Here is a 12,704-nt window from a genome sequence, read left to right as displayed (position 1 = left end):
GTATATTTTTATGCCGGGGTGTTTTTCCTTATCGGTATCCCTTCTTTTATGAGGATGCCTGCCGCTCATATAAAGAACGGGAAAATACGATGGGAAAATACGGTACAGCCCTCGACATCGCACAATATGTCAACTTATTTGTTTGTTTTATAATGTGTATTTCCGTTTTTTGGATTGTGGTTTTCAATTTATAGCGAATCGGGTTCGGCATATACGGCATTGCAAAAAGAGTTTGACTCTCCAATGCCGTCTGAAAACCGGTTTCAGACGGCATTTGCGTTCAGTAAGAAAGGTCGCGCCTGCCGCCCGAACGTCTCGCCGCAGCCTCTGCATAACGGCTCACCTCTTTTTCCAAATTTTCCAAGTTCAAAGGAAAATCAGGCAGTTTGTCTCCCTGTTTCTCTTCGCGGACAATCCGCCCGCCATCCAAATACCACGTCTGTTGCGCATGATAGGTCTGTATATCCGCCGTTACGCCATCCGCTTTCAATGCTACCGTCGAAGATTGTGCAATAAAAAGATTTCCGTTTTTCAAATAATATTCGAAACTCTGGCGTTTTTTCCCATTGTCGAAACTCCAATAGACTTTCTGCGGCAGACCGTCCGCATCATAGCCGACCACAAGACTGTTTGCCTTCATCCCCCGTGGCATCAATTCCCGCATATTCTGATAAAACACAGAATCGCGCGAGTCCGACGCAATCCGGTTGCTCTCTTCGCGGAAGTCCCAAACCTTCTGCTCGTCATTCGCGACATCCCGGTATTTCGCCAAATATATCTGGGCCATCTGATAACACCCGAGACAATGCTCATAAACATCTTCCCCGATTTTCCCGCGCCCCGCCGCATCAAATACCGAACCGTCCGGTTGCCAAACAACCCGATATTCTCCTGTCGTTTCATAATTTTCCCCGTGAACCGTTCCGCCGTACACATTTACAGAAAACGGACGATCGTTCCGATACAGATATTCGGCATTAACAAACGCTTCCGGCGAGCGTTGCAAAAGCGAAACCGCAACCAAACCGCCCTCGCCGATATAGTAATTCAGCCAAACCTCTTCCCCATGTTCCTGCTCCGTTACGTGAAACCATTTCGCCTTTTCTTTCAAACGACTGAGCCGGACAGCGAGCGCGAGATAATCCTTCTCCGACTGCAACGGACCGTCATCCGCAGTTTCGGCAAGACTTTCCTCCGTCCTCATCGATTCCTTCACGATGACAACCGCCCTGTCGGCATTTCGGAACAGGCGGGCAAGTTTCGCCACAAAAGTATTCGGATTTTCAGGTATTTCAGTTGCTGTATCGCTCAAAAACCAACGCGGATTAATCTCATAGGCAATACCCTTCCCCAGCCAAAAGGCAAATACAAGTGCAAAAAATGACAACAATACCGGTTTGAATTTTTTAAACATATTTATTTTTCGTTTAACAGGATATATCGATTATATCAGGCGGGCTTTGATTGTTTGATTTTTAATCTAATCTACGGTTGCTGCCGTACTTTAAAAACCCCTATGCAGGCTGCGGCTTGTTACTCTTGTTTGCTTTGATTCAATTTTTTGACTAATTCAAATGCTTCGGATTGATATTGCCTTTGCCATTTTTCCCAATCTAACGGTTTTCCCGAGCGTTCCCAATCTTCTAAAACCGATATTTTGAACGTTTCCATTTCCCACCAATATTCGGCATATAAACGTGATTGATTGGGAATATCGGCTTCTGCCCAATCGGCAAAATGCAAAAAATGAGAAATATCGCAAACTATATTATTTTCAGGAACTTCTTCGGCAAATAGATTCTTGACTAACTGTAACGCTTCGGTCTGATATTTTTCTGTCCATTTCTCCCATTTTTCAGGCTTTCCCGATATTTCCCAATCTTCCAATGCGGAGGCATTCAAGATTTCCAATTCCCACCAGCAGTCGTAATAACGGGAGGATTGGTTAGGAATTTTATTTTCCGCTTCGGAAACAAATTGGGTAAAACTAAAAATATCCTTAACGATTTTTTCAAATCTATTTTCCATAAATTGCTGCCTCTTCCAAATTATAGTGGATTAAATTTAAATCAGGACAAGGCGACGAAGCCGCAGACAGTACAGATAGTACGGCAAGGCGAGGCAACGCTGTACTGGTTTAAATTTAATCCACTATACGAGCCAACAACTTCGGTAAAATCAAGCCGGCAAGCCCCTGCATCCTGTGCTAATCGGAGAAAATGCCGTCTGAAAGCCGAATACCGCTTCAGACGGCATTTGCCAGATTTGACCTTGCCGGTGCTTACGGATGCTTTTTAAATATAAAGAAGGAAATATCGTCTAACGCATCTTCGGCAAAACCTTGCAAATCCGGATTACCTTGTTTTGAGCGCAATAAAGCAATCACTTTATCGCAATCGCCGATATTTTCATGCATCCTGGCGAGATGTCCGAAACAGGTTAATGACAATCTGGCAATATCCAAGTCTTTATGCTTCGACAACTCCGTCAATTTCTCAGAAATCCAAGGGATTTCATCCTCCTCTGAACTGAAGGTCATACCGAGCATACCGTCAATAACACTCTGTTTATTTTCAGAATAAATCATCTTTTCTACTTGTTCCTTATCAGCCATCATTTTTTAATTTTTCCTTTTGAATGAACCGACATTGCTTTTTTAAAACATCTTTTCTGGCGGGCAGAACCGTTATGAAACATTTGCGCCCGATCAGGCAAAACGATTTCCTTACCGGTTTATCGGCAACGATGCGGACGGTTTGGGTTCTGCCGCTTTCGGATAACAGCCTGATTCCCGCCTTTAAGTCTTCCGCCTTAATCCATTTGCTGTCCGAATAAAACGGATGGATGCGGTTGGAAATCAGGGTTTGGCTTGTTACCGATGCCGTCTGAAAGCCGGATATCGCTTCAGACGGCATTTTGATGGTTGGGTTTTTAAGCCAACCTACGCTTACTGAAAACCAAATTGAGTTTCAGACAGTTGTTAGGTTTATGTGTCCAATCTAACTTATATTTGTCCATTTAATCAGTTGTTTGTATTAAATTGCCATTATTTATTTTCCAATTTACTTTATAACTATCTTCATAATAATCTAATTCAAAAAAACCTGATATTTCAATATCCAATTCCATTATTGTTTTAATGCATTTTTCAAAATAAATAATGAAATAAGATTTTACGCATGCGCCAAAAAAAATATAGTTGCTCCAATTAAAACTATTTGTCGGGAAAACCCACCCATTTTTATATATTTTTGCAGATTCTTTTTCTTCGGTATTGAAGGGACAATTATTCCAAAAATTATTAATGTTTTCTTGGATGATTTTTATATCATCGTCAGAGCATTCAATCCATCCTTTTATAGAAACATATGATGCCATGTTTAATCTCCTAAACCTGTTTTAACAATGCTGCCTGTTGATTCAATATATGACTTAACTTGTGAATGAACACCGTGCCTGTTCCGTACAGCAAGTACAGGTTGGATTAAGATTCGACAATCTGTTTGGATTGACAGAAAGGTCGTCTGAAAAATCGATTACGGTTTCAGACGACCTTTTGTTGTTGAGTTCTCAACTCAACCTATGCCTGCCATTAATGTTATTCATCGTAGTAAGGTTCTGTCGAATAATTGTCTTTGCCCCCGGCAATGATAGTAACAATTTTCCCTTTTGCTTCCCAAGCTTGTACTCCTATTTCATCAAACTCATAGACATATGTCGGATAAGATTCATTTGATAAATAATATTTATCAACACCGTATGATTTAGGGTGATGGAAAAGCTGTTTAAAATCTTCAAAATTCAGACCTATTATATTAACGCCCATAAAATATAGCTCCTGATAACAAAATATAGAAATAATTTTGTTTTTTTTGACGGAAATGAGTAAATTTGAGTCGGGAGATTCATAATATTCTGTTCCAAACTCATCAGGAGGTTCATACATAAAAGTTTCCAGTATGTTTTTGTACTGTGTTATATCCGCACCAAAACGGAATATTCCTACAGAAGTAAAAGGTAAAAATTCGGGAGTTTTAACGACCGCGTCGACCATGCTCTTCTCCTTTTGCTTTTCGATTGGCATTTTTTGCAATATTTCTGATTGTTTTCTCAATCTTTAAGCGTTCATTTTTGGACATTCCGGGAATAATTTTATTTTTTAATTCAGCAATTCTTGATTCCGCTGATATTTGACTTCGACCGCCGTCTCCATGTTTTTCATTCTTGGAGCTTCCTGTTCTTTTAGGCGGACACGCATTATGAACCCAAACCCCTTCCGTTTTCGCCTGATTACCCTTGACGAAGTAAGTATGCCAATCGGCAACGGTCAGGTTGTAGGCTTTGAGCGGCTGCTGTTTGAGGGTAATGTTTTGAACCGTCTGTTTTGCACCGCTTTCGGATAACAGCCTGATTCCCGCCTTTAAATCTTCCGCTTTAATCCATTTGCCGTCCGAATAAAACGGGTGGATGAGGTTGGAAATCAGGGTTTGGCTGTTGCCGATGCCGTCTGAAAGCCGGATATCGCTTCAGACGGCATTTTGATTGCCAGGTTTTACTATTTTTTGTTGTAATAATCAAATTGCACGTTGACTATGTCTTTCTCGGTAAAAATATAACGGAGCATTGTTTTAAGCCTTTCATAACGTTCATTAATTCCTACGCTATCAGGTAGCCAAGGGGAAGCTTTAATTTCAAAAAGTTTCCAATTTGGAACCATTAAGAAATCAATAATGGTACCGATTCCAATGACAACATATCTTGGTATATCCATCGGATAAGGATATTTTTTTCTAACCTCAATTAAATCATTCTCCAACTTCCAATATTCTTCATCATCCCACACCCCGTCATCATACCATTTGCCAATAAATGAATTTTCGTCATACCCCTCAAAATAAGGAACGTTTCTTATAATATCCTTGAACTCACACATAATAATGTATCTCCAATATAATTAAACTTTTCATCTCAATCTACCTTTACTATGTTGTATTGGAAAGTAAAAAAATTTCCAGTCATCTACATCTAGATCAGTAAAAATATAACGAAGCATTACTCTGAACCTTTCATAACGCTCATTAATTTTGACACTTTTAGGCAACCAAGGGGAAGCTTTAATTTCAAAAAGTTTCCAATTTTGAACCATTAAAAAATCAATAATGCTACCGATTCCAATCACGATGTCCCTTGGTATATCCATCGGATAAGGATATTTTCTCCTAACCTCGATTAAATCATTCTCCAATTTCCAATATTCTTCATCATCCCACACCCCGTCATCATACCATTTGCCAATAAATGAATTTTCGTCATACTCCTTAAAACAAGGGATGTTTCTTCTAAAATCCTTGAACTCGCACATAATAATTAATCTCCAATACGATTTAGGTTTTTATCAAATGTACCGTTTCTTGTTTCTTTTCTGTTCAGCTTCTTGGGTGAAGATGCTTCTTTCCAAGCCCCTCCATTATGTGAATCTACATCGCGTGATATATAACTCTTTCCTTTTTTAAAAATAGCAGCATCATTTCTCGTTCTTTCTTTTATTTTTCTATATCCCAATTTCTTTGCTGCTGCATATGCTTCTGAATCATTCTCATATACGGGGGTAGATGGTGTTTTTCTTGGCGGACACGCATTATGAACCCAAACTCCTTCCGTTTCCGCCTGATTACCCTTGACGAAGTAAGTATGCCAATCGGCAACGGTCAGATTGTAGGCTTTGAGCGGTTTTGGTTTGACAACGATGTTGCGGACGGTTTGGGTTTTGCCGCTTTCGGATAACAGCCTGCTTCCCGCCTTTAAATCTTCCGCTTTAATCCATTTGCCGCCCGAATAAAACGGATGGATGCGGTTGGAAATCAGGGTTTGGTTGTTGCCGATGCCGTCTGAAATTTCAATGTAAACGGTTTCCCGATACGGATTGCCGTATTGGGCGGTAACGGGTTTGTATCCAGTTTCTCCGCTTGCCTCGTCCTTGGAAAGGACGCGGTCGCCGGTTTGAATATGGGCAATGGCTTTGTAGCCGTCTGCCGTTTTGACTAAAGCACCGACGTATAAGGGACGGAGGCAGGATTTTCGAAGAACTTAGTTCCCAATATCCTGTTTCAAATAAGGGGAAGGTCGCCTGAAAATTAAACACGGTTTCAGACGGCACTTTGATTAAATTTAAGAAAATCCTTACCAAACAAACGGTTTCCGATTCATATCCGAAAGGTTGCCAACTTCATTATCCAACAAGAACTGCTCAAAAGCATTCCAACCCTTTTTTTCCACCAATTCTGCTTCCTGTTTATACAACGGGACAAGCAAAGGGAAAACGATATTGTAGTGTTCGCCATAACAGACCTGAAAATCATCATCGAAATAAAATGGGGCGGAAACATACAGTGCATCCATTTTTGTTGAATCAACAATGCTTCTAGGCAAATAAATAACCTGTCCTCGAAGAAGAATTTTTTTGTTCTCAATGATGGTTTCTGCCAACCATCTTAAAAATGGAAAAATCTGATTTTCATCATATTTTAAAGAACATACAAAAAGTATTTCAAATCTGCTTTTATAATTCAGATTATATTTGCTTAACCCTAAAGTAATATAAGTTTTTAAATCCCTGTTAGGGGAAGAGGGAATAGCTGCGATATTTAATTTGTACTGACTTCCCAAATCACTTTTCGATCCATGAGAAATAGTGCCTATATATTTTTCAACATGATTAATCATATTACTTTTTAAATCTACTATCATTGTCTTTTCCTGAACGATTACAATGGCGGCATTCCAACCCTGTCCCAGAATTAAAATCATTAATCAGTTCTTTTCTATTGGCATGATTTTTATCTCGGTTATTCCAAGAAGGATTATGACTTACGTCCCAACCATCTTTGGTATTTCTATTTTCTCTATTATGTGGATTTCCATGTACATCTTTACCACATGTTGGACATTGTTTCGTATTAGGTTTACTGCCATCTTTGGCAGCATCCCAAGCATTTTCAACAGTTGATTTTCGAAACCCTGATGGTCTGTCAGTATTAAAGTTTTTATTGCCACTATACGGACACTCATTATGAACCCACACCCCTTCCGTTTCCGCCTTATCACCCTTGACGAAGTAAGTATGCCAGTCGGCAACGGTCAGATTGTAGGCTTTGAGCGGCTGCTGTTTGAGGGTAATGTTTTGAACCGTCTGTTTTGCACCGCTTTCGGAAAGCAGGGTGTCGCCTTTTTTCAGACGACCTGCCTGTATCCACTTTCCTTGACTGTAAAACGGGTGGATTTTATTGGAAACGAGGGTCTGTATTTTACCGATGCCGTCTGAAACTTTAATGTAAACGGTTTCCCGATACGGATTGCCGTATCGGGCGGTAACGGGTTTGTATCCCGTTTTTCCACTGGTTTCATCTTTGGCAAAGACGTGCTCTCCAGTTTGGATATGTGCGATGGCTTTGTAGCCGTCTGCCGTTTTGACCAAGGTGCTGCCGTGGAAGGAGCAGGTGTAGGATTTTGAGAAGTCCCCACTAACCGCAGCCTTCCCCGGTTTTGCCGCCTTTGCCAACTTCGCGGCTTTGGCTGCTTTTGCCGCCTTTGTCAGGTTTTTGACTTTGGCAAACGGCAGGATGTTGGCCAGGGCTTCGACGGTTTCGGCGGCATTGGGATTTTCCTGTATCCACCGATCAACGGCTTCGCGCGTATTTTTTTCAAAGCCCGCCACGCTGCCCAAGCCGCCGATGGCGGCGAATTTGCCCTCGGCGGGCAAGGGGGCGATGTTGCGCATTGCGGCTTTGTCTATGGCATAGCGCGTTCCGTACAGTATGTCGCCTATGCCCAAGGCTTCGCTTGCGCTGAGAAAGGGGTTGAGTGCTCCGGCGGCGATGCCGTTGATAAACTCCATGCTGTTGCCCCAGCGGTCGAGCTTGGCATTGTGTTCGAACATTTTTCTGTTGGCTTCATCGGCGCGGTCGGAGAAATTGCTGCCGAGGTTGCTGTAATTGTCGGAGATGCGTTGCCGGATGCTGCGGGTGTCGGTCGGATTGAGTTTGATGCTGCGGGCTGTGCCGTTGACGTGATAGGTGTATTCGTCTCGTGCACCCGTGGGTTTGGGGTAATTGCCGCCCTGCGGGCCGTCATAGCCGTCGGAGGGATGGTGTTCGTGCCCTTCCCAGTTGAGGCGGTATACGGTAAAGCCTTCGTTGACGCTGCCTTTTTCTTCGCTTGCGCTGCGGCTGGCATGGTTATCAAAGGGGGCGTGGACTTCGTGTCCGTGTCCTGAAAAGCGGACGGTGTAACCAAGATTGCCTTGGATTGCCGCCTGCTGGATGAGCAGATTGCCCATCTGGTGGGTATAGTCTTGGATGACGTTGATTTGACCGGTGCGGTCGGAAACGCTGCCGCGCGGGTCGCCGAAGAGGTGGTATTTGCCTCTGGGTTCGTAGTGCTGCCGTTGGGTGTTATCGGTAATGAACGGGTCTTGCGCCAAATCCGCCGCGAGGGCGGGCTGCCCGAAGGCGGCCGCCGCTACGGCGCAGGCGGCAAGGAGCTTGATGAGTCTGCGCAGCGGTTTCACGGTTTATCCTCCTTTGCGGCGGCGGATGACTTCGTTGCCGACATCGGGGTTTTTACCGTTGTTTTGTTTGAAGTCGGGACGGTTTTGGGCGGTTGTGTCGCCGTAGGGGGTGATGTCGGAGAAATCGACCATCAGGCGGTCTGAGGCTTTGACGGTTTTGCCGACGCTGTAAGGTCCCATCCAGAGGGCGTATTGTTCTTGGTATTGGGATTCGTAGGCGGCGGTTTTAGGGGCAATCAGCAGTTTCCGGCTGTCGCGGTCGACGGCGAAATATTCGAGCTTGGTTTGGGCTTTAAGGGTTTCGGCGTTGTAGAGGTGCAGTTCGGTACGGCTGCGGACGGTGCCGAATACGTCGACGGTTACGAATACGTCGGTGTCGGCGTATTCGGGCGGTACGACTTCGATGCCGCGCAGGTAGAAGACGGTTTGGATGAGGTTGGTCAGGAAGGAAACGTCGCGGGGATTGGCGAGCAGGGTTTCGTTGCGGTAGTCGCCCGTGCCGTTGACGGACAGTCCGGCGGAGCGTTCGCCTTTGCGTCCGCTGTTTTTCGTCAGAGCGGCGGCGGGGGCGTTTAAGACCGATGTGGAAGTGGTTACGCTGGAGAGCGCGTCGGATTTGGTGGTGGCGGTAGTGTCGTAGGCGGGGTAGCTGTATCGGGTGGCACTTTCGGGGTTGTTGTGGTAGCCGCCGCGTATCAGTGCGTCGATGGAGTAGCGTCCGCCGCTTATGTTGCCCGAACCTTGGTCGCCCATAACGGAGACGTAAAGGGCGGCTTTGCGTCCTTTTAGGGCGGACAAATCCATTTCTTTGACGGCGGCGCGGGACGATGCGGCGACGAGTTCCTGTTCTACGGCAAAGCGTTTGCCGCCGCCGTGGGCGGGAATACCGGTCAGTGTGCCGCAGGCGGCGAGGACGAGGGGGATGAGGAGGAGCAGGATTTTCATGGCAGGGTTTGTTTTGTTTTGAACGGGTTTGAGTGTAAGGGGATTTTAAGATTTTGTAAACAAAAGGGGCGAAAATGCCGTCTGAACGGCGGGACGGGCTTTCAGACGGCATTTGCGCTCAATAATAATATCCCGCGCCCAGAATACACGGTTTGGATGCGCCGGTTGCTTTGTGCGGACTACCGGGAATGCGATTAATCCAACACGCCGCCAACCACGCAAATGCGGCGGCTTCTACCCATTTCGGATCGAGGTTCAGTTCGGCGGTGCTGCGTAGGGAAACGCGTGTGCCGAAACATTCTGCCAAATCTGCCATTAAAACAGGATTGCGGATGCCGCCGCCGCAAATGTACATTTGACGGGCATCTGCCGCTGCGTGTGAGACGGCGTCGAAAACGGTTTGCGCGGTAAAACGGGAAAGCGTCCGCAATACGTCGTATCGGTTTTCGCCGCCGTCAAGGTAGGTTTCGAGCCAATTTAGGGCAAACAGTTCGCGCCCCGTGCTTTTGGGGTGGGGTCGTGCGAAATACGGGTGGGCAAGCAGCCTGCCGAGCAGGTCCGGCAAGATGTTGCCTTGTGCCGCCTTTGTACCGTTTTTGTCGTAAGGAAGCTGCCAGTGTGCCTGCGCCCATGCGTCCATCAGCATATTGCCCGGCCCCGTGTCGAAGCCGAAGGCGGGTGCGCCGGGCGGAAGTACGCTGATGTTGGCAATCCCGCCGATGTTCAGTACCACGCGTGTTTCTTTGTCGTCGCGGAACAAGGCTTCGTGAAAGGCGGGGACGAGAGGCGCGCCTTGTCCGCCGGCTGCAAGGTCGCGGCTGCGGAAGTCGCCGACGGTAAAAATCTGAGTCAGTTCCGCCAGCAGCGGCAAATCGGCAAGCTGTACGCTGTAACCGTGTTCCGGTGCATGTCGGACGGTTTGCCCGTGGCAGCCGAGGGAGGTAATGTCGGACGGCGCGAGGTTTTGACTGCACAGTAGTTCGGCGACGGTTTGCGCATACAGGCGGCTGAGTTCTTGCGACAACATCCTGCTGCGGTGCAGTTCGTCTGCGCCTGTGTCCTGCAAATCCAGCAATTGGCGGCGCAACCGGTCAGGGTAGGGGGTAAAGGCGTGCCCTTCCGCGCCCAGCCATTTGCCGCCATCCATACGTATCAGTACGGCATCCGCCCCGTCCATGCTTGTTCCCGACATGATGCCGATGTAAAGCTGTGTTTCCATCATCACTCCCAAACTGGTGCAAAACGCCATTTTAACGTGTATTGACGCTCGTATACCGATTTGCTGCCGCAGTGTAAATAAATGTTTCAAGAAGGATTGCAAAAGGTTACAATATCCGCGAAAACCCTTCTGTGTTCACTAAGGAATCTTCCATGGCTCAAACTCAAATGAGTGCGAACTTGAAACTGATTAACGCCGTCTTTGCCGCCATGCTGGTAGGCATAGTCGGCTATTTTATCTATTGGGGTTTGGGTTATACCCACTACAATAACAGCGTGCTTTTCATCATCGCCACCATGTTCGGCGTGTTCATGGCGTTTAATGTCGGCGGCAACGATATTGCCAACTCTTTCGGTACCAGCGTCGGTTCCGGCACGCTGACCATTCCGCAGGCTTTGCTGATTGCGGCGGTGTTTGAAGTCAGCGGCGCGGTCATCGCAGGCGGCGAGGTAACCGATACCATACGCAAAGGCATCGTCAATCTGAACGGTATGGACCTCGAACCCATACAGTTTGTGTTTATTATGATGTCCGCACTTTTGGCGGCGGCGTTGTGGCTGCTGTTCGCGTCCCGCAAAGGCCTGCCGGTTTCGACGACGCACGCGATTATCGGCGGCATAGTCGGCAGTGCGTTGTGTATGGCGTTTACGCATAATGCGGACGGGGTGGCGTTGATACGGTGGGGCAAGCTGGGCGAAATCGGGATGTCTTGGGTATTGTCGCCCGTGTTGGGCGGCGTGGTGTCCTATTTCCTGTTTTCACGCGTCAAGAAAAACGTCTTAGACTACAACGCTTGGGCGGAAGGCACGCTCAAGGGCATCAAGCAGGAAAAAAAGGCCTATAAAGAACAGCACCGCCTGTTTTTCGAGGGTTTGTCTGAGGCTGAAAAAGTCGAATACGCCACCAAAATGGCGCACGACGCGCAAATTTACGACGAGCCTGAATTTGATCCGCAAGAGCTGCAATCGGAGTATTACCGCGGTCTTTATGCGTTCGATAACCGTAAAAACAATGTCGATTCTTACAAGGCGTTGCACTCTTGGGTTCCCTTTATCGCTTCGTTCGGCGCGATGATGATTTCCGCTATGCTGATTTTCAAGGGCTTGAAAAACCTACATTTGGGGATGAGCAACGTCAACAGCTTCCTGACCATTTTTATGATAGGTGCGGCGGTGTGGATGGGTACGTTTGTTTTTGCAAAAAGCCTCAAGCGTAAAGATTTGGGCAAATCGACCTTTCAGATGTTTTCATGGATGCAGGTCTTTACCGCATGCGGTTTCGCATTCAGCCACGGGGCGAACGATATCGCCAACGCCATCGGTCCGTTTGCCGCGATTATGGATGTTTTGCGGACTAATAGTGTTGCCGCGCAAAATGCCGTTCCACCGATTGCCATGCTGACCTTCGGTATCGCGCTGATTGTCGGTTTGTGGTTTGTCGGTAAAGAGGTGATTAAAACCGTCGGTACGAGTTTGGCCGAAATGCATCCTGCTTCGGGATTTACCGCCGAACTGTCCGCCGCCTCTGTTGTGATGGGTGCGTCGCTGATGGGGCTGCCTGTTTCCAGTACGCATATCTTGGTCGGCGCGGTACTCGGTATCGGTCTGGTCAACCGTAATGCCAATTGGAAACTGATGAAGCCCATCGGCCTGGCTTGGGTCATTACCCTGCCTGCCGCCGCCGTATTGTCGGTTGCCTGCTACTTGGTTTTACAGGCAGTATTCTGATTGTTAAACGGTTATGCCGTCTGAACCCGTGTTCAGACGGCATTTTGTTGATGGAATGTGCGGGCTTGTGCCTTATGCACAATCTGTTCTGTCGGGATATGCCGTTTGGTATCTTGGTTTCGGAACGGTCGGATACAAAGGTGCGGAACGTTATGATATGCCGCCGCCTGTTCTTGAAAACACTTATCCTGCCGGCAGCAAAATGCCGTCTGAAAAAGCCTTTCAGACGGCATTTGTACGTTAGCCG

General features: G+C 46.6%; 15 protein-coding genes and 4 pseudogenes. 3 read left to right on the top strand and 16 right to left on the bottom strand.

The annotated features are described in order from the left end of the window. Positions 1–46: 46 nt before the first annotated feature. The 3 genes from Q9J80_RS02630 to Q9J80_RS02620 all read right to left on the bottom strand — a co-directional run bounded on the left by Q9J80_RS02630 (position 47) and on the right by Q9J80_RS02620 (position 2,028). On the bottom strand, positions 47–274 hold the full coding sequence (locus Q9J80_RS02630; RefSeq protein ID WP_301672821.1) for a hypothetical protein: 228 nt from the start codon (positions 272–274) through the stop codon (positions 47–49). Positions 275–280: 6 nt separating this feature from the next. Further along, the gene (locus Q9J80_RS02625; RefSeq protein ID WP_301672822.1) at positions 281–1,414 is read right to left on the bottom strand and encodes a hypothetical protein; all 1,134 of its coding nucleotides are present in this window, start codon (positions 1,412–1,414) and stop codon (positions 281–283) included. A gap of 119 nt (positions 1,415–1,533) precedes the next feature. Next, on the bottom strand, positions 1,534–2,028 hold the full coding sequence (locus Q9J80_RS02620) for a hypothetical protein (RefSeq protein WP_301672823.1): 495 nt from the start codon (positions 2,026–2,028) through the stop codon (positions 1,534–1,536). Between the two features lie 15 nt (positions 2,029–2,043). Between Q9J80_RS02620 and Q9J80_RS02615 the strand changes: the two are divergent. Further along, a pseudogene (locus tag Q9J80_RS02615) lies at positions 2,044–2,157 on the top strand (IS5/IS1182 family transposase); the annotation flags it as partial. Positions 2,158–2,281: 124 nt separating this feature from the next. Here Q9J80_RS02615 and Q9J80_RS02610 read toward each other — a convergent pair. From Q9J80_RS02610 to Q9J80_RS02550, 13 genes and pseudogenes are all read right to left on the bottom strand, one after another. Then, positions 2,282–2,617, bottom strand: a complete 336-nt coding sequence (locus tag Q9J80_RS02610) for a hypothetical protein (RefSeq protein WP_301666885.1) — start codon at positions 2,615–2,617, stop codon at positions 2,282–2,284. A gap of 106 nt (positions 2,618–2,723) precedes the next feature. After that, positions 2,724–2,898, bottom strand: a pseudogene (locus Q9J80_RS02605) (polymorphic toxin-type HINT domain-containing protein); the annotation flags it as partial. A 120-nt stretch (positions 2,899–3,018) separates the two neighbouring features. Next, positions 3,019–3,378, bottom strand: a complete 360-nt coding sequence (locus Q9J80_RS02600) for a hypothetical protein (RefSeq protein WP_301672824.1) — start codon at positions 3,376–3,378, stop codon at positions 3,019–3,021. A gap of 2 nt (positions 3,379–3,380) precedes the next feature. Further along, positions 3,381–3,458 (bottom strand): annotated as a pseudogene (locus Q9J80_RS10955) (restriction endonuclease fold toxin); the annotation flags it as partial. Between the two features lie 140 nt (positions 3,459–3,598). Then, positions 3,599–4,054 (bottom strand): hypothetical protein, encoded by a 456-nt coding sequence (locus Q9J80_RS02595; RefSeq protein WP_010360642.1) that lies wholly within the window; start codon positions 4,052–4,054, stop codon positions 3,599–3,601. 186 nt (positions 4,055–4,240) lie between these two features. After that, positions 4,241–4,520 (bottom strand): annotated as a pseudogene (locus Q9J80_RS02590) (polymorphic toxin-type HINT domain-containing protein); the annotation flags it as partial. A 35-nt stretch (positions 4,521–4,555) separates the two neighbouring features. Beyond that, a complete protein-coding gene (locus tag Q9J80_RS02585) occupies positions 4,556–4,933 on the bottom strand; it encodes an immunity 41 family protein (RefSeq protein ID WP_002241088.1) in 378 nt (125 codons plus the stop codon). A gap of 30 nt (positions 4,934–4,963) precedes the next feature. After that, entirely contained in the window at positions 4,964–5,362 is a 399-nt protein-coding gene (locus Q9J80_RS02580) for an immunity 41 family protein (RefSeq protein ID WP_002236800.1), read from the bottom strand. Between the two features lie 5 nt (positions 5,363–5,367). Further along, a complete protein-coding gene (locus Q9J80_RS10860) occupies positions 5,368–6,015 on the bottom strand; it encodes a polymorphic toxin-type HINT domain-containing protein (RefSeq protein WP_308446900.1) in 648 nt (215 codons plus the stop codon). A gap of 165 nt (positions 6,016–6,180) precedes the next feature. Further along, complete coding sequence (locus Q9J80_RS02565; RefSeq protein WP_301672855.1) at positions 6,181–6,723, bottom strand: suppressor of fused domain protein; 543 nt, start codon at positions 6,721–6,723, stop codon at positions 6,181–6,183. Position 6,724: 1 nt separating this feature from the next. Continuing rightward, positions 6,725–8,566: a MafB family polymorphic toxin gene (locus Q9J80_RS02560; protein ID WP_301672825.1), complete on the bottom strand. Its 1,842-nt coding sequence runs from the start codon at positions 8,564–8,566 to the stop codon at positions 6,725–6,727. Positions 8,567–8,569: 3 nt separating this feature from the next. Beyond that, positions 8,570–9,511 carry an adhesin MafA gene (gene mafA / locus Q9J80_RS02555; protein WP_301672826.1) on the bottom strand — a complete coding sequence of 314 codons (942 nt, stop codon included), beginning with the start codon at positions 9,509–9,511 and terminating at the stop codon, positions 8,570–8,572. A 118-nt stretch (positions 9,512–9,629) separates the two neighbouring features. Continuing rightward, positions 9,630–10,730 carry an anhydro-N-acetylmuramic acid kinase gene (locus tag Q9J80_RS02550; protein ID WP_301672856.1) on the bottom strand — a complete coding sequence of 367 codons (1,101 nt, stop codon included), beginning with the start codon at positions 10,728–10,730 and terminating at the stop codon, positions 9,630–9,632. Positions 10,731–10,882: 152 nt separating this feature from the next. Here Q9J80_RS02550 and Q9J80_RS02545 point away from each other — a divergent pair, with 152 nt between their 5' ends. Together Q9J80_RS02545 and Q9J80_RS02540 are read left to right on the top strand one after the other, a co-directional pair. Then, complete coding sequence (locus tag Q9J80_RS02545) at positions 10,883–12,457, top strand: inorganic phosphate transporter (protein ID WP_301672827.1); 1,575 nt, start codon at positions 10,883–10,885, stop codon at positions 12,455–12,457. 13 nt (positions 12,458–12,470) lie between these two features. After that, a complete protein-coding gene (locus Q9J80_RS02540) occupies positions 12,471–12,701 on the top strand; it encodes a hypothetical protein (protein ID WP_042508137.1) in 231 nt (76 codons plus the stop codon). Positions 12,702–12,704 lie beyond the last annotated feature (3 nt).

This window comes from Neisseria blantyrii (assembly GCF_962747855.1).
GTDB lineage: Bacteria > Pseudomonadota > Gammaproteobacteria > Burkholderiales > Neisseriaceae > Neisseria > Neisseria viridiae.
The sequence above is the reverse complement of the archived record's forward strand: the minus strand, read 5'-3'. Positions and strand labels throughout refer to the sequence as shown.

What these genes read in the sequence shown, in the direction of transcription:
- Q9J80_RS02630 (WP_301672821.1), bottom strand. Translation starts at nt 274, where the DNA reads ATGCCGTCTGAAACCGGTTTTCAGACGGCATTGGAGAGTCAAACTCTT.
- Q9J80_RS02625 (WP_301672822.1), bottom strand. Translation starts at nt 1,414, where the DNA reads ATGTTTAAAAAATTCAAACCGGTATTGTTGTCATTTTTTGCACTTGTA.
- Q9J80_RS02620 (WP_301672823.1), bottom strand. Translation starts at nt 2,028, where the DNA reads ATGGAAAATAGATTTGAAAAAATCGTTAAGGATATTTTTAGTTTTACC.
- Q9J80_RS02610 (WP_301666885.1), bottom strand. Translation starts at nt 2,617, where the DNA reads ATGATGGCTGATAAGGAACAAGTAGAAAAGATGATTTATTCTGAAAAT.
- Q9J80_RS02600 (WP_301672824.1), bottom strand. Translation starts at nt 3,378, where the DNA reads ATGGCATCATATGTTTCTATAAAAGGATGGATTGAATGCTCTGACGAT.
- Q9J80_RS02595 (WP_010360642.1), bottom strand. Translation starts at nt 4,054, where the DNA reads ATGGTCGACGCGGTCGTTAAAACTCCCGAATTTTTACCTTTTACTTCT.
- Q9J80_RS02585 (WP_002241088.1), bottom strand. Translation starts at nt 4,933, where the DNA reads ATGTGTGAGTTCAAGGATATTATAAGAAACGTTCCTTATTTTGAGGGG.
- Q9J80_RS02580 (WP_002236800.1), bottom strand. Translation starts at nt 5,362, where the DNA reads ATGTGCGAGTTCAAGGATTTTAGAAGAAACATCCCTTGTTTTAAGGAG.
- Q9J80_RS02565 (WP_301672855.1), bottom strand. Translation starts at nt 6,723, where the DNA reads ATGATTAATCATGTTGAAAAATATATAGGCACTATTTCTCATGGATCG.
- mafA (WP_301672826.1), bottom strand. Translation starts at nt 9,511, where the DNA reads ATGAAAATCCTGCTCCTCCTCATCCCCCTCGTCCTCGCCGCCTGCGGC.
- Q9J80_RS02550 (WP_301672856.1), bottom strand. Translation starts at nt 10,730, where the DNA reads ATGGAAACACAGCTTTACATCGGCATCATGTCGGGAACAAGCATGGAC.
- Q9J80_RS02545 (WP_301672827.1), top strand. Translation starts at nt 10,883, where the DNA reads ATGGCTCAAACTCAAATGAGTGCGAACTTGAAACTGATTAACGCCGTC.
- Q9J80_RS02540 (WP_042508137.1), top strand. Translation starts at nt 12,471, where the DNA reads ATGCCGTCTGAACCCGTGTTCAGACGGCATTTTGTTGATGGAATGTGC.